The 21,692-nt window shown below is 38.8% G+C and carries 18 protein-coding genes; 7 read left to right on the top strand and 11 right to left on the bottom strand.

Annotated elements, in window-relative coordinates; genetic code table 11:
- Nucleotides 1–167: 167 nt before the first annotated feature.
- Nucleotides 168–1,805: a peptide chain release factor 3 gene (locus IQ236_RS07475; protein ID WP_193868678.1), complete on the bottom strand. Its 1,638-nt coding sequence runs from the start codon at nt 1,803–1,805 to the stop codon at nt 168–170.
- Nucleotides 1,806–1,990: 185 nt separating this feature from the next.
- On the opposite strand from IQ236_RS07475, the gene IQ236_RS07470 reads away from it, so the two are divergent.
- Nucleotides 1,991–4,723: a PAS domain S-box protein gene (locus tag IQ236_RS07470; protein ID WP_193868677.1), complete on the top strand. Its 2,733-nt coding sequence runs from the start codon at nt 1,991–1,993 to the stop codon at nt 4,721–4,723.
- On the opposite strand, the gene IQ236_RS07465 is transcribed toward IQ236_RS07470, so the two are convergent.
- From IQ236_RS07465 to IQ236_RS07445, 5 genes are all read right to left on the bottom strand, one after another.
- Entirely contained in the window at nt 4,704–5,279 is a 576-nt protein-coding gene (locus tag IQ236_RS07465; RefSeq protein WP_193868676.1) for a Uma2 family endonuclease, read from the bottom strand. The two genes, IQ236_RS07470 and IQ236_RS07465, sit on opposite strands and share 20 nt — an antisense overlap.
- A 106-nt stretch (nt 5,280–5,385) precedes the next feature.
- A complete protein-coding gene (locus IQ236_RS07460; RefSeq protein WP_193868675.1) occupies nt 5,386–6,102 on the bottom strand; it encodes a 4'-phosphopantetheinyl transferase family protein in 717 nt (238 codons plus the stop codon).
- The gene (locus tag IQ236_RS07455) at nt 6,095–8,464 is read right to left on the bottom strand and encodes a response regulator (RefSeq protein WP_193868674.1); all 2,370 of its coding nucleotides are present in this window, start codon (nt 8,462–8,464) and stop codon (nt 6,095–6,097) included. Before IQ236_RS07455 ends, IQ236_RS07460 begins: the two co-directional genes overlap by 8 nt.
- Before the next feature lie 209 nt (nt 8,465–8,673).
- A complete protein-coding gene (locus tag IQ236_RS07450; RefSeq protein ID WP_193868673.1) occupies nt 8,674–9,450 on the bottom strand; it encodes a CorA family divalent cation transporter in 777 nt (258 codons plus the stop codon).
- A 170-nt stretch (nt 9,451–9,620) separates the two neighbouring features.
- Nucleotides 9,621–10,142, bottom strand: coding sequence for a hypothetical protein (locus tag IQ236_RS07445; protein ID WP_193868672.1), 522 nt, complete (start codon nt 10,140–10,142; stop codon nt 9,621–9,623).
- Nucleotides 10,143–10,303: 161 nt separating this feature from the next.
- Between IQ236_RS07445 and IQ236_RS07440 the strand changes: the two genes are divergently transcribed.
- Entirely contained in the window at nt 10,304–10,561 is a 258-nt protein-coding gene (locus IQ236_RS07440) for a hypothetical protein (protein ID WP_072719321.1), read from the top strand.
- 229 nt (nt 10,562–10,790) lie between these two features.
- Here IQ236_RS07440 and gatB read toward each other — a convergent pair whose 3' ends face one another.
- Entirely contained in the window at nt 10,791–12,275 is a 1,485-nt protein-coding gene (gene gatB / locus IQ236_RS07435) for an Asp-tRNA(Asn)/Glu-tRNA(Gln) amidotransferase subunit GatB (RefSeq protein WP_193868671.1), read from the bottom strand.
- Nucleotides 12,276–12,439: 164 nt separating this feature from the next.
- Here gatB and egtD point away from each other — a divergent pair, with 164 nt between their 5' ends.
- Nucleotides 12,440–13,462 carry an L-histidine N(alpha)-methyltransferase gene (gene egtD / locus IQ236_RS07430; RefSeq protein ID WP_193868670.1) on the top strand — a complete coding sequence of 341 codons (1,023 nt, stop codon included), beginning with the start codon at nt 12,440–12,442 and terminating at the stop codon, nt 13,460–13,462.
- A 131-nt stretch (nt 13,463–13,593) separates the two neighbouring features.
- On the opposite strand, the gene IQ236_RS07425 is transcribed toward egtD, so the two are convergent.
- The 3 genes from IQ236_RS07425 to IQ236_RS07415 form a co-directional block, all read right to left on the bottom strand.
- On the bottom strand, nt 13,594–14,904 hold the full coding sequence (locus IQ236_RS07425; RefSeq protein ID WP_193868669.1) for an LCP family protein: 1,311 nt from the start codon (nt 14,902–14,904) through the stop codon (nt 13,594–13,596).
- A 234-nt stretch (nt 14,905–15,138) separates the two neighbouring features.
- On the bottom strand, nt 15,139–15,822 hold the full coding sequence (locus IQ236_RS07420) for a HEAT repeat domain-containing protein (RefSeq protein ID WP_193868668.1): 684 nt from the start codon (nt 15,820–15,822) through the stop codon (nt 15,139–15,141).
- Nucleotides 15,823–15,975: 153 nt separating this feature from the next.
- On the bottom strand, nt 15,976–16,626 hold the full coding sequence (locus tag IQ236_RS07415) for a methyltransferase domain-containing protein (RefSeq protein WP_193868667.1): 651 nt from the start codon (nt 16,624–16,626) through the stop codon (nt 15,976–15,978).
- Between the two features lie 131 nt (nt 16,627–16,757).
- Here IQ236_RS07415 and IQ236_RS07410 point away from each other — a divergent pair, with 131 nt between their 5' ends.
- Nucleotides 16,758–19,166: a CBS domain-containing protein gene (locus IQ236_RS07410; protein ID WP_193868666.1), complete on the top strand. Its 2,409-nt coding sequence runs from the start codon at nt 16,758–16,760 to the stop codon at nt 19,164–19,166.
- A 39-nt stretch (nt 19,167–19,205) separates the two neighbouring features.
- Here the strand turns inward: IQ236_RS07410 and IQ236_RS07405 are convergent, their stop codons facing one another.
- Nucleotides 19,206–19,973 (bottom strand): class I SAM-dependent methyltransferase, encoded by a 768-nt coding sequence (locus IQ236_RS07405; RefSeq protein ID WP_193868665.1) that lies wholly within the window; start codon nt 19,971–19,973, stop codon nt 19,206–19,208.
- A gap of 87 nt (nt 19,974–20,060) precedes the next feature.
- Between IQ236_RS07405 and IQ236_RS07400 the strand changes: the two genes are divergently transcribed.
- The 3 genes from IQ236_RS07400 to IQ236_RS07390 all read left to right on the top strand — a co-directional run bounded on the left by IQ236_RS07400 (nt 20,061) and on the right by IQ236_RS07390 (nt 21,541).
- Entirely contained in the window at nt 20,061–20,858 is a 798-nt protein-coding gene (locus IQ236_RS07400; protein ID WP_407676144.1) for a cobalt-precorrin-6A reductase, read from the top strand.
- Between the two features lie 178 nt (nt 20,859–21,036).
- Nucleotides 21,037–21,312: a BrnT family toxin gene (locus tag IQ236_RS07395; RefSeq protein ID WP_193868664.1), complete on the top strand. Its 276-nt coding sequence runs from the start codon at nt 21,037–21,039 to the stop codon at nt 21,310–21,312.
- Nucleotides 21,296–21,541, top strand: a complete 246-nt coding sequence (locus IQ236_RS07390) for a hypothetical protein (RefSeq protein WP_193868663.1) — start codon at nt 21,296–21,298, stop codon at nt 21,539–21,541. The genes IQ236_RS07395 and IQ236_RS07390 overlap by 17 nt, the downstream gene beginning before the upstream one ends.
- Nucleotides 21,542–21,692: the final 151 nt, after the last annotated feature.

Genomic DNA, 21,692 nt, shown 5'->3' with positions numbered 1-21,692 from the left:
CGTTTATCCTCGTTTTGTGTTTAATAACTGAGTTATAATAACCAGATCTTCAGGGATTAAAATCAAGAGTAAATTGGCTTATACCCAGTCGGTTTGGTTTTTTTCCCTCTATCCCTAACGCCCTCTCCTGTCCAGAAGAGGGCGTTATGACTTGAATTTTAATGCTTTTATTCCTCCTCCCCAGATGAAGAATTTTGAACCGAAACAACCGGAGCAATCGAACTGAGTTTTAACTCAGGATGATCCCCTTCCGCTTGACGACAATTCCAGTCATTTTTAAACAGTAAAACGGGACGATTCCAACTATCTTTAACTACGGCTGCATTAAAAATTCGTCCGACTTGATTTAACGCATCCCAACCCCCTGTTACCCAACGAGCTACACTATAAGGTAAGGGATCTAATAAAGTTTCAGCGCCATATTCATTTTGTAATCGAAACTGAACCACTTCAAATTGCAGTTGACCTACGGCGGCTAAAATCGGGTCACGTTTCGATTCATCGGCGGAAAACATAATTTGTACCGCTCCTTCTTCTCGCAATTCTAAAACCCCTTTATGGAATTGTTTAAACTTAGAAGGATTCGGATTTTTTAAATAGGCAAATAATTCCGGGCTGAAACAGGGAATTCCCTCATATTCTAATTTTCTGCCCATATAAATTGTATCTCCAATGGCAAAAACCCCTGGATTATTTAATCCAATCACATCCCCCGGATAAGCAATTTCAATCGATTGTCGTTCTTGAGCAAATAATTTTTGGGGGCGAGAAAGCCGGATCACTTTTCCCGTGCGAGCATGATTAACCGTCATATCTTTTTCAAATTTTCCGGTACAAACGCGCACAAAAGCCACCCGATCTCGGTGCTTGGCATCCATATTCGCTTGGAGTTTAAACACAAAGCCTGTAAACTCAGGATATTCCGGTGGCATATCCCCCAAGGTACTCAGGTGAGAACCGGGTTTTAAGGCATAGTCTAAGAAGGAATCTAAGAATAATTTAACCCCAAAATTCGTCATAGCACTTCCGAAGAAAACCGGGGTCATTTTACCCGAATGAATTTCATCAAAATTCAATTCTGACCCGACTTCTTCCAAGAGTTCTAACTCTTCTTTCAACTGATAATATAGATCCTGATCTAAGTAATTCTCAATCCGGGGATCACCTAAATCTAAAACCGTATCCAACGCTTCTCGACTTCCGTGGGCACTGCGTTCAAATAAATGAATTTGTTGTTTACGTCGATCATACACTCCTTTAAAGCGATCGCCCATGCCAATCGGCCAATTAACCGGATAGGTTTTTAACCCTAATTCTTTTTCAATTTCATCCAGTAATTCTAAGGGTTCTCGACCCGGACGATCCATTTTATTAATAAATGTAAAAATTGGCAGACTTCGCATTTTACAAACTTCAAAAAGTTTGCGAGTTTGCGGTTCTAATCCCTTGGCGGCATCTTCTAACATAACCGCATTATCGGCGGCTGCTAAAGTCCGATAGGTATCTTCACTAAAATCTTGGTGTCCGGGTGTATCTAGCAGATTAATCTGACAATTGTTATACTCGAACTGCAAAACTGTTGAGGTAATCGAAATTCCCCGTTGTTGCTCCATTGCCATCCAGTCTGATGTTGCATGACGTTGAGCCTTCCGTACTTTAACAGCACCTGCTTCATGAATTGCACCTCCGTAGAGGAGTAATTTTTCAGTCAGGGTCGTTTTTCCAGCATCAGGGTGAGAAATAATCGCAAAGTTACGACGTCGCTCAACCTCCGCTTGAATTTCAGTTTGGAGTTCTGTAGTCATACTCAAGCCTAAATCGGGGTTTTCTATCAAACTTATAATTATAGAGGCTAAAGAGGATTTTTGCTCTGTGCAGTATAATCTGCGTGTACTGTTGAGGTTATTATCAATTATTAAGGGACGTTTTTTTGAGGTTATTATCGCTATTTTATTGTGTCTTTCTCCTTAAATAAATTTTTAAAACCGTCATGAACTTGACCTGGATGATTTCACAAAAACTGGTGGCAATGGCTTCAGGGATGTCTCAGGGTTCCTGCTACCTTTGGCAATCTCAATTAATGAAGCTTCATCTTGTTTCCGATTTGTTCATTGCCTTGGCTTATTTTTCGATCCCCATTGCATTAATTTATTTTGTTCGTCAGCGTCAAGATTTACCCTACCCTGAAGTTTTTATCCTATTTAGTGCCTTTATTTTTGCTTGTGGACTCAACCATTTAATGGCGATTTTTACCCTTTGGTATCCTCTATATTGGTTCTCAGGAGGATTAAAGGCAATCACGGCTTTAATTTCAATTTTTACATCTTATACAATTATTCCTTTAGTTCCCAAATTATTACAACTTCGCACACCTAAAGAACTTGAAGCCATCAACCAAGCGTTAACGACAACCCAACAGCGTTATCAATCTTTAATGCAAGCTTGTCCAGTGGGTTTATTTGAAACGGATGTAACGGGACGCTGTTTATATGTGAATGAATATGGATGTCGAATTACCGGACAGCAACCTTCAGATGCGTTAAATAGAGGTTGGGTTGATGGCATTTATCCTGATGATCGAGAACGGTTAATTGAGGAATGGTTAAATGCGATTCAAAATCAACAATCCTTTTCTTCAGAATATCGTTTAAAATCAGTAGATCAAAGCGGGGTTTGGGTCTTAGGTCAAGCGGTTCCCATCAAAGATCCGTTTGGAAAAGTAACGGGATATATTGGCACAATTACTGATATTAATGATCGCAAAAAAGTAGAGGAAGCACTACAACAATCCCAACAAATGCTCCAGTTAATTATGAATACGATCCCGCAACGGATTTTTTGGAAAGATCGAAATTCAGTTTACCAAGGATGTAATTTACAGGTTGCTTTAGATGCAGGATTTAAGTCTCCTGAAGAGTTAATTGGAAAAACGGATTATGATTTACCTTGGACTTTAGCTGAAGTTGAATATTATCGCAAAATTGATCAAGAAGTCATGGCAGCCGATACCCCCCGTTATCGGATTGTAGAAACTTTATTGAATGCCGAGGGCAAACAATTTTGGATAGAAACGAATAAAATTCCTTTGCATGATCCAGAGGGAAATGTGGTGGGAATTTTAGGAACTTATGAAGATATTACAGAACGAAAAGTTGCGGAAGAATTATTAGCACAATCGGAAGTTCGGTTCCGACAATTGGCTCAACAGGAAAAATTAATTAATCATTTAGCCAACCAAATTCGGAATTCTTTAGATTTGAAAACAATTTTAGAAACAACCGTTTTACAAGTTTGGGAGTTAATGAAGGTTGATCGCTGCTATTTCTGTTGGTATCGCCGGGAAGAAATGAATTTTAATTCTGTTTATTCTAATCCGTCTCAACCGTATTTTACTCCGGCTTATTGGGAAATAGTCACAGAAGCTAAAGATCCGGCTTTTGCCAATATTGTTGGTCGCTATTCTTTAGAAGAAGTTGGGGTTTGGTCACAGCAATATTTAGATTTAAACATAGGACGAATTAATCATGTTGTTAATCTTCCTGATTCTCAAGAAAAATCCTGTTTACTTCAGTTTGGATTTGTGTCTGTTCTGTCTCTTCCTATTCAAACCCAAATGGGAGAAATTGGGGTTTTAGTTTGTGCTAATCATCAGGAACCTCGATGCTGGACTGATTCAGAAGTGGAATTATTACAGGCGGTGACGGCGCAAGTGGCGATCGCAATTAATCAAGCCCAACTTTATAGCCAAACCCGTGAAGCAGCGGCGTTAGCAAAAGCTCAAACCTTAGAATTAGAAACAACGTTAAAGAAATTACAACAAACTCAAGCCCATTTAATTCAAACGGAAAAGATGTCTTCTTTGGGTCAGTTGGTGGCGGGTGTCGCCCATGAAATTAATAATCCGATTAATTTTATTTACGGAAATGTGGATTATGCCACCCAATATATGGAGGATTTATTAAGTTTAATTGAACTGTATCAACAGCATTATTCTGAACCTGTTTCTGTTATTCAAGAGGAAATAGAAACGGTTGATTTAGAATTTTTAAAACGGGATTTACCTAAACTCTTAAGTTCGATGAAAGCGGGAGCAAGTCGCATTCAACAAATTGTTTTATCCTTACGCAATTTTTCTCGTTTAGATGAATCTTCTGTGAAAAAGGTGAATTTACATGAAGGTTTAGAAAATACCTTATTAATTCTCCAAAATCGCTTGTCAGAAGCTGGGGGACAAGAAGTGATTCAGGTGATTAAAAATTATGGTAATTTACCCTTGATTGAATGTTATGCTGGTCAAATCAATCAAGTTTTTATGAATTTACTAACGAATGCGATTGATGCGGTTCAGGAGCGAAGATTGGAACGGGATGAGGCTCTTTTTTCTCAATCTTCTGAGGAAGAGATTGATTTTAATTCATTAAATTCTTGGCAACCTAGGATTACTATTACCACTGAAATTAGTCAAAATGAACAGGTTATTATCCGTATTACTGATAATGGGATGGGAATGACGGAAGCCGTTAAAACTAAATTATTTGATCCCTTCTTTACAACAAAACCTGTCGGAAAAGGGACGGGTTTAGGATTAGCTATTAGCTATCAAATTGTTGTGGAAAGACATCAGGGTCAATTGAAGTGTTCGTCTCAAGTCAGAGAAGGCTCAGAGTTTATGATTGAGATTCCAATTCGACAATACAAAAATTTTATGCTTGATCAAAATTAATTCCTTCATATAGAAGTTCCATTGGACACTCAAACTCTATGCTTTTTAATGCGATTACATCCCCATTTTCATACCCATAATAATACCACATTTTCCCTTCTGCTCGATGATAAACTTCAACAGAAATGGATTCTGAATCAATTAACATATATTCTTGTAAACTCGAAATTTGGCGATAATATTTGAGTTTTTTTGTACAATCATAACTAGCGGTACTAGGAGAAAGAACTTCAACAATAACTTTAGGGTTTTGAATAAACTTACGAGATTTTAAGTCTTCAGGATCACAAGTTATAACTAAATCTGGATAAAAATAGCGACTGTTTTGATGAGTCTGAACTTTCACATCTGAGACATTAACTCGACAGCCTCTTTGACGCAAATGAGGTCTAAGGGCAGTATATAAGTTGAGAGCAATGTCATTATGAGGAATACTACCCCCTGTCATCGCTAAAATTTCGCCATCAACATATTCATGACGAAGTTGCTGTGTGGCTTCCCATTCTAGGTATGCTTCCGCCGTCATTTTTTGGGGATATTGGGGTTCAGAAATCATAATTTTTTACTCTCTCAATCTAGGCTATTGAATGACTATATCCTGATCATATTAACATGGCTTAATTCAATTTTAATCAATATTTTGGTATCGTATTATTAAGTCATTATTCCTCTATCCAATGCCAAAATTTAAACTGATAATTGATGCCTTCAATGGCTAAAGTTGCTCTATAATTTTCTGCGGTTTCAATGGTTTTTAATGTCCAATTTTTGGCAATTTCTGAATTTTGGGAAATCTTCAAAATTTGTAAGCATGAACTTAAAGGCGTTTTAATTTCAATATCCTGTAACCCCACTAAGCCTTCTCCCGTTGCTTTTAAATAAGCTTCTTTACACGTCCAAAGTTGAAAAAATGCAGCATCTTGTTCTTCTAACTGTAAAGAATTTAACCATTGATATTCCGAATTACAAAAAAAGCGTTTAGCTAAAGATAAGATTTCAATTTTACGAATATATTCAATATCTACACCGATATTTTTTTCCAAGGCGATCGCATAAATAGCTTTTCCATAAGAATGAGATAAATTAAAGTGTAGCGGTAAGGAATTTTGATCTAAACAGGGTTTTCCTTTGGAACTATACTTAAATTTAATCTCTGCTGGTGATAAAGTTAAATACTGACTTAGAATCCTTCTTAGGGTTCCCCGTGCGATGATAAATGCTTGTTGATCTTTTTCAAACTTAAAGCGTTCAGCCCGTTTTTTTTCATCAGCCGAAAGAATCGTTTGGTAAAATTGAAGAGATGAAAGCGATCGCTTCAGGTTTGTTTGCCAAACATGAATACTTTGAGAAGATAACTGAAAATGTAAATGACTATCCATTACGATGATGAACCTGTTGATATAACTGTTGTAATGTTTGTCCCTGGGTAGGAAATTCTGTAATTTTTACCTCACAAACAACCTGAAATCGTTGTCCTTCCAAGGTGGTAAACACCTGCTGTCGGAGAGAAATCAAGACATCAGATAGGTGTTCCTGAGCTTCTGCTTGAGTTAACCCCGGCATTCCAACGACAAATTCCCCATTTCCCCAATATCCAATGGTTTCAACTCCAACCGTAGTCATTCCTTGAAATAAACGCCCCCACCGTTGCAAAACTTGATAGCCAATCAAATGCCCATATTCAAGATTAATATCATGGAGTTGACTAAAACTTAATACTCCCAAAGAAAACGGTTGTTCTAATTGTTGACATTTCTGGATTTGTTGTTGTAATTCTTGACTAGACTGGAGATAATTTGCTAACCCTGTGATCGGATCTTTTGTAGACAATGTTTGTAATAATCGAGTCCGTTCTAAACGGTTAGTAATGCGAGTTAAAAGTTCTGGCCCCATAACCGGTTTGCTCACATAATCATCCGCCCCCGCCGCAAATACCTGTTGAATGGTTTTACTATCACAATGGGCCGTGAGAAACACAATTGGTAATCCTTGCCAATGGGGATCAGCCCGAACCGTTTGGCACAGTTCTATTCCACTAACCGGAGACATTTCCACATCTAAAATTAATAAATCCGGTGAAACAGAGTTCAAAACCTCCCAAAACCGCAGGGGGTCACTGAGTCCCGTCATTCTTATCCTCCAAGGCTCTAAAACGGGCCGCAAGGTGGCTAAAAATAACGGGTCATCATCGACGACCAAAACGTTGACTTTGGAGTGCGGAGAGGCTTGTAACAGTTGGCTGGTGGCTTCCCAGATTTGGGTTGGGGTCACAGGTTTAACGAAGATTCTGCGACCGCCTGCACGAGCGACCGTGACTCGATCCATTAAACCTTCTGTGGAGGTTAGGACTAAGACGGGAATGGGAGGAGTACGTTTGGCTAAATCTATAATCAGTTGGGATCGGTCTTCGGCTTTAATATTGGGATAGTCATTGAAGACAACAACCTCTGGAGTATTGATATTTAACCAAGTTTTTGCCTCTACTAAGGTGGGAATTTGTTGCCAAGCTAACCCCATAGAATCTGCTAAAGATTGCAAAGCTTTTCCGAATTCAAGATCGGAATCAATTAATAATAGGCGAGGGGAAATCTCGGAAACTGAATATTCAGGTAAGGAACTCACATTGGGGGAGAGATTGATTTCTAAATTCGCGGGGGTTGAGGTCGGGAAAGACAGAGGAGATTGATCGGTTTCAGACATTGAGTGAGGCAGTAACTTTTCTAATTCGTGAATGTAGGAGTGTAAGAGTTGGATTTGCTCAAAGGTTAGGGGCTGATCTCCTTCTAAATTCTGTTCAATTTTTTGAGCAATTTCTGTCCCTTGTTCTAGGTCAAACATTCCTAGGACTCCGGCTAATTTATGGGCGGCTTGTTCGGCGGCGTTACGGAGGGAAGAAAGCAGGGTGTTTGTGGTTAAGGCGATCGCTAAATGTTGCAAAATCGCTAACCGTTCTATTAATAAATCTTGATATTGATTCCAGAGTTTTTCTTTGGCTTGGTTAAACTGTTGTTCTAGGGAAATCTCAATTGCAGGCTGAGGAGAATCAACAGAAACAGAGGGCGTTGTTTGGAGTTTTGCACTGAGACGATAACCCAACCCATAAACATTTTCAATCCACTCCGCCGCACCAACCGCTTTTAATTTTTGTCTCAGTCCTTTAATATGAGCTTTAACGCTTTCTTCTTGGGGCGGATCATCAAAACTCCATAAATATTCTATCAGTTCAGCCCGACTAAAAACCCGTGCGGGGTTTCGCATTAATAATTCTAATAAACTATATTCTTTGGGGGTCAAGGTAATGGGTTGATGGGCATAATGAACTTGACAAGTTACCGGATTCAGTTGTAAATTTCCAATTTCTAAGATGGAAGAATGGGAAACTTCACCCCGTCGTAATAAAGCCCGAACTCTTGCTTGAAATTCGGCAATATCAATCGGTTTAATCAAATAATCATCAGCACCCGCATCTAAACCTCGGATGCGCTCGCTTGTTCCGTCTTTAGCAGTTATTAATAAAATCGGGATGGTACTGCCTTGATAACGTAATTTTTGACACAGCGTAATGCCGTCTAATTTCGGTAATCCTACATCAATGACAATTAAGTTATAAGTGGTACTTTGAGCATATTCCCACCCCATTTGACCATCTTCAGCTTGATCGACAATATAACGCTGGTTGGTTAAAGATTGTACCAACATGGATGCAAAAATTGGATCATCTTCGATCAACAAAATTTTCATGGTGAGTTTAATCTTTCCCTTGAAATGCGATACCTTCCCGACTTTTTCCCGATCCTACCTTAACTTTAGATTTGAGAATTCCTTCTGACTCCAACTCAAACGGTTTTTCTCGGTTTATTCTCCAGTGTAACGTACCTGTAGATAGGCGTTATCTTGGGTTCTACATTGAGAAGAAGCAAGGAAATTAATTCCTCACTTCTTCTCAATTCCTATCTTATCTTAACGGAATCTTCCTCTAACCCTTGTTTTAAATCCATTGCTAATTTATTAAAGTTTAATTGGGAAAAGGTTCCTGTAAAAACCCATTGTCTAACGACTAATCCTAACCAAATTCCGGCTAAAAACATCAGCCAAAACATCAGGGGAGATTGAAGTTCTAAACCGCTTTTTAAGTTCATCCCAAATACACAGGAAATAGCCGTAAGCGGAAAGAAAATCGCAGCTAAAGTATTGAGTCGATTTCCAGCTTTAGCAGCGGCTTCTGTTTCAGTTGCAATTTTAAAATCCAGGGCATTTTTTGTGTTAATATAAAGAATATCTAACGTGCGTTCAATTTCATAAGCCCAATCTCTTAAATCCACAATATCTCGATCTTGAGGAATGGCTTCTCTGGCTGTTTGTAACGTGGCGTGTAAGTTTTCTGTCGCTAACTGTAGAGGGGTAATAGCCTCTAAAAGGTTAAAATAATCCTCTGCGGTTTTAGCAATATTATAAAATTGATTTAAGTCTGCTTCGGCGGAATGATATTCTTTAATATGATTGGTTAATTGTTGAAACGGGACACCCCCTTTACTGCATTCCCAACGACCATCCGGTCTACGCCAAAATAAGACCCCTTCTCGATGACGCTCGCCCGGTTTGGGTGCTTTATGTAATACTAATAACAGATGTTCATCGGCTATCATCGCCCGTTGTTTACCAAAACTTTTTTGACCAAAGCGATCGCAAATCGCTGACGGAAGATTCCAAGTTGGGGGTAATTTCATAGGATAGCAGGAAACAGGGAACGGCGAACAGGGAACAGGGAATAGGGAATAGGGAATAGAAAAAAAGTTTACCTTGTATTTACAGAACTGCTTAACTTCAGGGTTATCTATTGACAGTTGAAGGTTAAAAACCCATATTCAACTGTCAACAGATAATAGCCTCCTAAAACCTATTTTTTATCTTTTTTTCCGGGAGCATTTTCGGGTTTGGCTTCAGGATCAGAAGACTTTAAAGCTTCATCTAAAATCGCTTTCGCTTCTTCAGCTTTTGCTCTCGCTTCTCGATATCGAAGATTAGAAACCGCGAAATTTTTTAACACCTTAAACCCATCTTTTAATTCGGTTACTTCTTCTACCGTTACAGGTTGATCTGTAAACAAAATATCAATGGCTTCTCGCACTTTTAGAGCTTCTTCCCGTGATTCCATTACTTTCAATTTCAACGAAGCCAAATTACTCAAAATCTGCACAGCTTCAGAAATGGCATCTTCTTCTTCAACGGGGGTATCATCGGGCTCTTTGACTTCGATAAACTGTTGAGGACTAAAGCCTTCATCTAATTCCGTTGGCAGTTTACCTGCATCCATCAATTCCATGAGTTTGTCCATCGCTTTCTCACGGGCTTGGGATGAATCTTTGCCTCGGACGGTGAGAACGATTTCTGGACTTTGAGCAAGGGTGTAGCGAACCATATTGACACAGACTGCCTATGATAACTCTTGACTTCTATTGTAGCAAAGGTTCGGTTCAGATTAGGTTAAGCTTATCTACAATTTGGGTTTTAACCGTTAGGAGCGACTGATAAAGGTTTAAGATTAAATCAGTTAATCTAATTTTGAGTTGAGTTGGGACGATGAAAGAACAATTGATCAAATGGTTAAATCGAATTTTAGTGGCGGATGTCTTTTTAGTATTATTCAGTTTTTTTTGGTTAGTGATTGCGGTTTTAGGACATTCTTTTAAAGTCAATCTCGGCTTAGATTTATGGTACAAACTTTGGGAACCTGTGTTTACTCCCGCCATTGGCATTTTAATGGGAGGGGCGATTCTTAGTTGGGCGATTAGTAAAGTTAACCAATTATTTTTTAGCCCCAAATCCGATGAATTCTGAAGAATAGGTTGGGTTTAGCAATTGTGAAACCCAACCTATTAAACAATTTCTGATTTCTTGAAGATTAAGGAATAATCAAGAAAATTCCCCAAGCGAGAAGAGACAAAATAAACAAAAAACTAACTCGCCAGTACAATCGATCCCGTTCATAGTTTGACATGGGTTGAAATCTCCTTAAAATCTAAGGGAAGTTAGGGGATTTGACCTCAACCTAACTGCCCAAAATTTCTTATTTTTTCAACTTTTCTCCTAAGAGTTGATTGGTCAGTTTAGGGTCAGCCCGTCCGCCCGTTTTCTTCATAATTTGCCCCACAAAAAACCCTTGAAGTTTGGTTTTGCCAGCATGATATTGTTCGAGTTCTTTGGGATTTTCGGCTAACACTTGATCGATAATTTCTTCTAAAGCTTTGGGATCGGATAATTGAATTAATCCTTTTGCTTCAACTAAAGCTTTAGGAGAACCTCCTTTTGCCAATAATTCTGGTAATAAATCTTTGGCAATTTTACCACTAATCGTTCCCGCTTCAATTAAAGCAATTAACTCTGCTAATTCTTGGGGTTTGAGGGCAATTTCAGTGATACTGCATTTTTCGTTTTTCAGATAGGCGGTAATATCCCCCATAATCCAGTTTACCGCTTGTTTAATATTAGCACCTGCGGCAATAGTTGCTTCAAAATATTCAGAAACCGGACGATCATCCGTTAAAACACGAGTATCATAGGGGGATAATCCTAATTCTGTTTCATAGCGATGACGTTTGGCAGCCGGAAGTTCAGGTAATTGGGATTGCCAAGTTTTTAATTGTTCAACAGACACTTCAATCGGGGGAAGATCGGGCTCAGGAAAATAGCGATAATCGCTTGATCCTTCCTTCGTTCGCATACTAATCGTTCGTTGACTTCCTTCTTCCCATAAGCGAGTTTCTTGAATAATTTTTTCTCCCGCTTCTATGGCGGCAATTTGCCGTTCTATTTCATGATCAATCGCCCGTTGAATGGCACTAAAAGAGTTCATATTTTTAATTTCAACTTTGGTTCCAAACTCTTTTTGACCCACAGGACGCACGGAAATATTAACATCACAACGCAGAGAACCTTCCTGCATATTCCCATCACTCACGCCTAAATACCGCATAATTCGACGCAATTCTTGGGCGTATTCCGCCGCTTCTTGTCCAGAACGGATATCCGGTTCAGACACAATTTCTACTAAAGCAATTCCCGCCCGATTATAATCAACCATAGAATAGGTTGAACCGGAAAGGCGATCGCTTCCACCATGAACTAATTTCCCCGCATCTTCCTCCATGTGTAAGCGAGTAATGCCGATGATTTTGCGCCTTGAACTGCCATCTTCCTCAACAATTTCAATTTCTAATTGACCCTTTGCGGCAATCGGTAAATCATATTGAGAAATTTGATAATTTTTAGGCAAATCAGGATAAAAATATTGTTTGCGATCAAATTTACTGTAAGCAGCAATTTCACAATTAAGGGCTAACCCAGCTTTTACGGCATATTCTAAGACTTTTTCATTTAAGACCGGGAGGACACCGGGTAATCCCATACAAATGGGATCAATATTCATATTGGGATCAGCCCCAAATTTCGTGGAAGAATTGGAGAAAATCTTAGTTTCCGTACTCAGTTGACAATGGGTTTCTAACCCAATAATCGCTTCATACTTCGTTGTAACAGGTGCAGTAGCGGTCATAGACATTCATCAGACTTTTGTTAACAGCTATTCCCTATTGTATATTTTTTTTGTTGCTCTGAGTCTCTCAGACGATGGATCATGGCTTAATTTTATCTAAAAATAGGTTTTAATCAACAAAACAGGGTAAAATCTTATTCTTAAGCTGAGTTTTATCTTTTATAATGCCAATTTCAAATTCTTCCCTTGTATCATCAGAGGAGTACATCCGGGTTAACCCTCGCTTAACAATTGAAACTTTTCGGGAAAAATGCCCGGTTACGGCTGGAGAGGACGTGATCAAAGGGCTAACTCAAACCCCGAAAACCTTACCGCCTAAATATTTTTATGATGATCAGGGATCATTATTGTTTGAAAAAATTTGTGAGTTACCTGAATATTATTTAACGCGGACAGAAACTAAAATTTTACAAGATTATGCCTCGGAAATTGCCCATTTAACAGGCTCTTGTGAAGTTGTAGAATTAGGAAGTGGGAGTTCTACAAAAACTCGGATTCTATTAGACGCTTATCAAGAGTTAGGTCATCCCTTACATTATTTACCCATTGATATTAGTGGGGGAATTTTAGAACAAAGTGCCTATTCTCTCCTGGAAGATTATCCCACGCTGCATATTCATGGAATTGTTAGTACCTATGAAACAGCCTTAAAACATCTCAATTCTTCTCCTTTACCATCACGAATGATCGGTTTTATTGGGAGTACATTAGGCAATTTAAAACCCGAAGAATGCCATGTTTTTTTTGCCCATGTTGTTGAAGCGTTGCAGCCCGGAGATTATTTTTTATTAGGGGTAGATTTACATAAATCTAAGTCGATTTTAGAACCTGCTTATGATGATAGTCAAGGCGTGACGGCTGCTTTTAACTTAAATATGTTGCGACATTTAAACCGTTTGTTTGAAGGAAATTTTAAGATTGATCAATTTGAACATTTAGCCTTTTACAATGACACGAAGCATCAAATTGAAATGCACTTAAAAAGTTTGCGATCGCAAATCGTTGAACTGAAAACCCTAAATTTAACGATTGAATTTGCAGAAGGCGAAACGATTCATACTGAAATTTCTCGTAAGTTTCAATTTGAACAAATTCAAGAGGAATTACAAACCCTAGGATTAGTTTCATTAAAGCATTGGACAGATGAAAATCAATATTTGGGTTTAATCTTGTATCAATTGCAATAGACAGTTATCAGTAGAGACGTGCCATGGCACGTCTGTACCAGTTATCAGTAGAGACGTGCCATGGCACGTCTCTACCAGTTATCAGTTCATGGTCAATTGTTATTTGCTAAAGTTTTAAAATAAGTTGCTGATCACTTGTTTTTGATCCAATCTTCGCCGACTCGAATGGTTAAATCTGAACCCAATTCTCCTGTGGCAGAGGCTTTAATTTCCCCTAATCCAAGGGCTTTTTGCATCAATTTTGCCGCCCCTAAATCTCCGCCTTGAACAATAATTTGGGTTTGCAATTGTGGAGTTGATTCTATTGGGGCTAAATAAACTTGATTAAATCCTTGATTGGATAAAAAGTTAAGCATTTTTTCAGACCCAATCGGATGACCAGAGGCATTTTGAATCGCAATTTTTAAATCTTTGGATAAACTTTCATAAGCCGAAGGTTCATAGGAACTTTTTAAAGTGTATCCTGTTGAATCTAAACGGAAATATTGATACATCACTCGATCCCGTCCCTGTTCATCCAGGAACCAATAACTACTATTAGAATCTTCCTGAGAACTAGAACGACCGGGTAACATCACCATTTTAAAATTCTGGGGGTCAAGATTCAAACCAAAATTAACTAAGGTTAAAATTTCTTCAAAACTCAAATTAGTATCAATATATTTTTGCATAATCCGAATAATTTCAGGAACACGCGGTAAAACTGTCGGATCTTTGAGTCGAACTAAAATCGCTTCCATTAACGCTTGTTGACGCTGAACACGACCTAAATCTCCATAACCATCACCCCGAAAGCGCACAAATTGATCCGCTTGTTCTCCATTAATGGTTTGCCAACCGGGTGCTAAATCAATTTTTAATTGCTGAGTTTTATCTTGATAGGACATCGGTTGAGGAATATAAACTTCTACTCCTCCTAAAAAATCCACTAATTCTCGAAATGCACCGCTACTTACACGAACATAACGGTTAACTTCAATTTTATTTAAAGTATTTTCAATTACCTGTTGCGCTAATTGAGCACCCCCCCAATAATTCGCCTCATTAATTTTTCCAGTTCCATAACCCGGAATTTCAACTTGAGTATCACGGGGAATAGATAATAAACTCACGGATTTATCTTGGGGTTCAAAACCCACTACTAACACCGTATCACTGCGACCTTTAAAAACATCAGGGGACGCTGAATCTTGATTATGATTACCATCAATTCCCAACACCAAAATATTAACCGAACGAGATAAATTATATTTAAACCGATGTCGCCATAGCCCATCTAAAATATTTAATTCGGGTTCATTAAAATCAAATTTTTCAGGAGCAAGTAAAGCTGTCATTGCTCCTAAAATAGCTGAAATACTAGCCAGCAATAAGACAATAAAACTAAAAAATATTAATTGGAGAATTTTAGGTTTTTGACGGTAAGGGAACGGAGAAGTCATAAGCTGATTTAAGGATAGCTTTTCAGGGAAATTAGGACTTACGCAAAAACCCGGTTTCTGAAGCCAAAATTAAGTTTATAGCTCTTAGCCTTCAGGAGAAACCGGGTTTTTTATCCCCTTGTGCGTAAGTTCTGGAAATATAAAAACTGAAAATCTATCGTCTAATAGTCAGGTTCATTTGTCAAGATAGATTAAATCATCCTTTGTGTTCTCCATTCCCCTGTGATCAAATTCTTAAGATTTTAATCCGGCTTCTTGTAGGCGTTCTAGGGAAATTTTAGCAGCTTCAGCCACTTGAGGATGACTATCTTTGACTAAATAGTTCAACGCCGAAAGACTTTTGGGCGTCATCAAATGACCTAATGCTTCAGCTAATCGTTGCCGAACTAACCAATCTTCAGCTTGAGCAAAGCGAAGAATATGCTCAACAGATTCAACATCTTTAATTTCTCCGATCGCCGCGATCGCAGCTTGATGTAAAATCACTTCATTACTGTTTAATGCGGCTAATAAAACATCACGGGCGCGAATATCTTTTAGGTTGCCTAAAGAAACTGCTGCACTAAATCGAACCAGCCAATCTGTATCTTCATAAAAAGCTCTAACTAAAGGTTCAAATGCTCGAATATCTTCTAAATAACCCAAAGCCCCTGCTGCATCAGCCCTGACTCCATAATCAGGATCAGTTTCTAATAGATTCACCAACAGGGGATAGCATTCTGCTGTGGGTTTAATTCCTAGGGCAAAAACCGCCATTGATCGCACTTGTAAACTGGGATCATTGAGAACTTTTTTAATTAAAGGAACAGCATCTTCTGGGGGAACTTCCCGCAAAGAAACTAACGCCAATAACCGATCGCGTAAGTTGGCACTCTCTAACTGATTTGAAATATTTTCTAAGTTCAACGGTTGACTCATTCGTAAATCAGGTTCAATTTAATCTTTATGTATTATAGTAAAAAAAACTCAAATTTGTAGAACACAAAGTTGCCTAAACGTAACTAAATTCTGCATTTCCCGATCAGGGGGAGTTAGGCGGATCAACTTCAGCCTAACTCCCCTAAATTTCTCTTATTTTTTTTTGACCCTAAACTGTCCCCAATGTTCTTCACCTTGACGCTTAGAGGTTGAGTTTGTCACCGGATGGAGATCAAGAATATGAAATTTATCTTGAAAATATGCTTGAATTTCCCCAGGTGTAATCCCAAACGGTGGCCCTCCAGGACGGGAATGGGTAAAAAACAACCCCAACAATTGCCCCTTGGGTTTCAGAATAGACTCAACTAACTGGACATAATTTCCTCGTTTTTCTGGGGGAATGGCACAAAAACAAGTATGTTCAATCACATAATCAAATTGTCCTGAAAACTCTTCCGATAATTCAAAAATATCCCGTTGTAAGAATATTGCTGAGGTGGGTAAATCTTGTCCTGAACCTTTTAAAAGAGACGGTTGAGCTATCAACTTCTGTTGCCAGTTTAAGGCTTCTTCAATTGCAGAAGTCGCGAAATCAATCCCAACAACATCAAATCCATAACTGGCAAACAACAGCGCCTCATAACCCCTTCCACAGCCTAAAACCGCAGTTTTTCCCGGTGGTAGGGTGTGAGAAGATTGCAAAAAATCAACAAAGGGGGGTGCTGGTTCTCCTAAGTCCCATCCTGGGGTTCCCTGTTGATAGTGTTCTTCCCAAAAATTGGGTTCATTAACTGATAAAATCATAACTATTTATTGTGAAATTACATTAAGCTCATCAGCGATCAGTCTCCGATCAACGCTCAGTGAGTTTGTGTTGACATTCCAGGATTAAAAACCTTGTGCCTTTTACCACGAACTTTTTTTAGAGCATCACTATGGAATTTTATCAGTCTGTGCGGTATTCATCAGCTTTAGAACAAGCCATTGATCGAAATCCATTTATCGTTACCCCCGAAACTTCTTTAGCCGATGTGATCAAGGTATTGGGGTTCTCTCAAAATCATTGTCTGTTAAACCCTAGCCATTCTTCAGTAGAAGATTCTAGGGCAAATTGTGTGTTCGTGATTCATCAAGATCCAGAAGAATTTGTTCATGTTCTTCTCGATGAACACCCTCAACCTTCCTCTCTTTTAGGCATTGTAACGGAACGAGATATTGTTCAGTTAATTGCGGCTGGAATTTTAGATAATTTAAAGGAAGCACCGCTTCATAAAATTCGGGTCGCTGAAATTATGTCTCCGGTTACGGTTAGTTTAACTGAATCCGATGATCAAGATATTTTTACCGCTTTATCCTTATTTCGACAACATCAAATTCTCCATTTACCCGTTTTAGATAGTCGAGGGCAATTGGTGGGAGTGATTACTCCAGAACGAATTCGTCGGGTTTTACAACCGTCTAATATTTTAAGATTGCGACGAGTTGGAGATGAAATGTTAACCCAAGTTGTGACGGCTCCGGTAACAACATCCGTATTAAGTTTAGCTCAAATGATGGCGGCACATCAAGCCAGTTGTGTTGTGATTTTTCAAACCGGAACTCGAAAAAAATTAACCCCCGTTGGATTAGTTACAGAACAGGATATTGTGGAGGCGCAATTTTTAGAATTAGATTTAACCTTAACACCCGCAACAACGGTAATGGGAACTTTATCCTTTTCTTTAAAACCCAATGATTCTTTATGGCTGGCCCATCAAGAAATGCAAAAGCAACAGGCACAATGGTTAGTCGTTTGTGGGGATGAAGGAGAATTATTAGGAATAATTACACAAGTTAGTTTATTAAGAATGCTTGACCCGACGGAAATGTATCGGGTGGTTAAACAATTACAGCAATCAGTAAATCAGTTACAAACGGAAAAATTAGAACTGTTAAAAAGCCGCAATGCGGAACTGGAAAAACAAGTTCAAGAACGCACCTCTAAAATTCATGAACAGTTACAACGGGAACGACTGTTAGCCAAAATTTCCATGAGAATTCATCAATCCTTAAATTTAGATGAAATTCTCAATGCAACAGTGGCGGAAGTTCGACAATTTTTACAAGCTGATCGGGTGTTTATTTATCATATTGAATCCGACCAAACCGGAAAATTAGTGGCTGAATCCGTTGCTATTGGATGTAAATCCCTGGCTAATGATCAGCTTTTTAAAGAATCAGTTCAATGTTACTTAACGGTATTTGAACAGGATAATATTTATGCGGTTTCTGATATTCAAAAATCATCCTTAAGTCCAGAAGAAATTAATCAATTAAATCAACAGGAAGTGACGGCTTATCTCGTGGTTCCCATTTTGCAAGATGGGCAATTGTGGGGAATTATTACCGCCCATCAGTGTTCAGGTTCTCGCCATTGGCAACCCTCAGAAACCCTATTATTACAACAGCTTGCCACTCAATTAGCGATCGCGATTCAACAAGCTCAATTATATCAACAAGTTCAAGCGTTAAATACAGATTTAGAACGTCAAGTTCAAGATCGAACCGCCGAACTCCAGCAAAAAGTTCAAGAATTGCAACAGTTAAATATTCTCAAAGATGATTTTTTGAGTACCGTTTCCCATGAACTGCGGACTCCTTTAGCGAATATGAAAATGGCAATTCATATGTTAAAAATTGCCCCCAATTCTGAGCGCGGTCAAAAGTATTTAGAGATCCTAGAATCCGAATGTCTGCGAGAAACCAATTTAATTAATGATTTATTGGATTTACAACGGTTGGAATCCTCCTCTACCCCCATTGCTCTCGAAAGTTTAGATTTATTGGAATGGTTGCCCAATATTATAAATCCTTTTTATTCCCGCACTCAGGAACGCCAGCAGGTGCTAACTGTATCCTCTTATCCCCATTTACAACCCATTAGAACAAACGCCAATAGTTTAGAGCGGATTTTGGCAGAACTGTTAAATAATGCCTGTAAATATAGTCCAAATGGGGGAGAAATTTTTCTAGGAATTCATTATCGTTCTTTATCAAATTGGTTGGAATTAATATCAACCCCTAAAACCAAACGCAAAGGTAAAAAACAAGATAAATCTCTCCTTTCTCCCTCAATTTCCGACTCCTTACAAATTGTCATTCGTAACCCAGCAGAAATTCCGGCTAAAGAACTCCCCCGGATTTTTGAGAAGTTTTATCGGGTTCCCAATGCAGACCCCTGGAAGCAAGGAGGAACCGGGTTAGGATTAGCATTAGTCCAAAAATTAGTTGAACAATTAGGCGGAACAATTCAAGTTAAAAGTGACCAAAATTTAACAACTTTTACCATTGAGTTTCCCTATTAAGTTCAGTTTTGATTGACGGAGTTGGGACAAGTTACACCATCATTTTTCAGCAATAACAAGCATCTCAAAATCGACCGTTGTTAATTTGTCATTTCTGGAAAATGCCCCCAACTTTGCCCCATAAATATCTATGCTGCTGTAACCGAGAGATTTAAGTAGCCAGGTAATTTCGCTCGGCACATAACACCTTTCATTACAGACAAGAGATTTCTTGTTTCCCAGGTCATCTTCAAATTCCGTTATGTTATGCTCTCGGAAGGTCATCAAGTCAAAACTATTGCTTTTGCAGGTAGCATTTCCGGCTTCCGTTTTTGATTCATAGAATTGCTCAACCGAATGATATAAGGGGAACAATCCATTTAAAGTTGTGAATATAAGTTTAGCATTTGTCTTTAACGAGCGGGTGACATTTTTTAGGATTTCAAAGTTCATTTCATCAGTTTCCATGAGGGCAAATCCTCCCTCGCAAAGCATGATCGCTACATCAAATTCAGAATTAAATGTCAAATTTCTGGCATCCTGCTGCTGAAAATCAATGATCAAATTTTCAATTTTTGCTTTATCCCTTGCCCTTTTAAGCTGAGATTCGGATAAATCAATTCCCGTAACAGAATATCCCCGCTTTGTTAGTTCAATTGTATGTCTTCCTGTACCACAGCCGACATCTAATATTTTTAAGAATTTATTAAATCCTAATTCTTTTTCTATGAAATCACATTCACCCATTGTCCCTTGGGTAAAATTTTCAGAATCATATTTTTCTCCATAATTCTCGAACAGGGATTCGTACCATTGTTTTTGAGTCATATTATTGAAAATCTGATTGCTTTGGAGTTAATAAACTTTATAGCAGATTCGTTTTTAATTATAATCCTCTGAGAGGGGATAAGGGGAATGAAATCGAAGTTGACGGGATTTGGCGTTTGTAATTACCCTGGCTATATGACTAATAATAAAAGAGTGTTGATTTTAGGTGGAACGGGAGAAGCGGCGGCATTAGCTGCTAAAATTGGGGAAATTCCGGGTGTAGATGCGATCGCTTCTTTTGCAGGTCGGACTAAAGAACATATTACTCTCACAACCCCTTCCCGTACAGGTGGTTTTGGCGGTGCAACTGGGTTAGCAAATTATCTGCGCCAAGAAGGAATTGATTTTTTAATTGATGCTACCCATCCCTTTGCCGCACAAATTTCTTTTAATGCTGCTAAAGCTGCCTTGGATTGTGATATTCCTCGATTAATGTTAAGTCGTCCAGCTTGGGAAAAAGTACCGGGAGATCATTGGATTGAAGTCGAAAGTAATCAAGCAGCGGCGAATATTTTACCGGGGTTAGCTGAACGGATTTTTCTTACTATTGGTCGGCAAGAACTCGCAAGTTATGCCCATTTAAAAGATATCTGGTTTTTGATGCGGATGATTGACTCACCGGAAGCGGATACACCAACACCAACCGGAAAATTATTGTTGGAACGGGGGCCTTTTTCTTTGGAGTCTGATCGATCGCTTTTACAAGACTATCAAATTGGAGCGATCGTCAGTAAAAATAGCGGGGGTGATGCTACATATCCTAAAATTATCGCCGCCAGAGAGTTAGGAATTACAGTAGTAATGGTGCAACGTCCACCTGTGCCTGAAGGGGAAAAAGTGGCGGATATTAAAAGTGTCGTAGCCTGGTTAGAAAAAAGATTTTGACCGAAAATAATGGGATACAAGAGGCTGTAGGGTGCGTCAGATAGCAGAATTTTGGGTAAGATAGCTAACTTTATCGGTCTGACGCACCCTACTCAACCGTAACTAGCAACTTACGTTATTACTAAATGTATATGCTGGTATAATCTAAAAGGGCTGTCGTTGCAAGCAAGTTGAAGCCATGTTGTTTGATTGGGACGAGGAGAAAGCCAAAATCAACTTTGCCAAGCACGGTGTTACTTTCGATGAAGCCACTTCTGTGTTTGATGATCCGTTGTTTTTAACCTTTGCAGATCCAGAACACTCTATTCAAGAGCAGCGATTCATTATAATGGGAGAATCTGCCAAAGGACGATTGCTAGTTGTCTCTTACACTGACCGTGCAGAAACCACGCGCCTAATCAGTGCCCGACCAGTTACCCGAAAAGAACGTAAAGCTTATGAGTCAGACCTTTGAAATGGATGATGATTTACGCCCTGAATACGATTTTACTCAACTCACTGTTGTAGCTCGTGGACAAGGGCGTAAACGATCGACTATAACCGTTCAACTAGATCCTGATGTTGCAACAATTTTCCCAGACTCTGGAGCCGTTAATGAAGCACTACGTTTATTGATAAGACTGATTAAACAAGCCCCTTCTCAGCCAAGTGAGCAATCTTTAACTGGATCGAAAAGCTCATAATTATCAAAAAGCTCTGCCAGAAATTAACCAATACTGAAAATTAATGCCCTAACTCATACATTTGTATAGGTAAATCTTGGAGGGCGATCGCATCATTCAGCGCATCAGAATAAGAAAGTAAGGAGCAAGTCTTGACTTTCAGTCTAACTAT

This window comes from Planktothrix mougeotii LEGE 06226, from assembly GCF_015207485.1.
GTDB lineage: Bacteria > Cyanobacteriota > Cyanobacteriia > Cyanobacteriales > Microcoleaceae > Planktothrix.
Note: the sequence above shows the minus strand (reverse complement) of the source record. Positions and strands in the feature narration are given on the sequence as shown.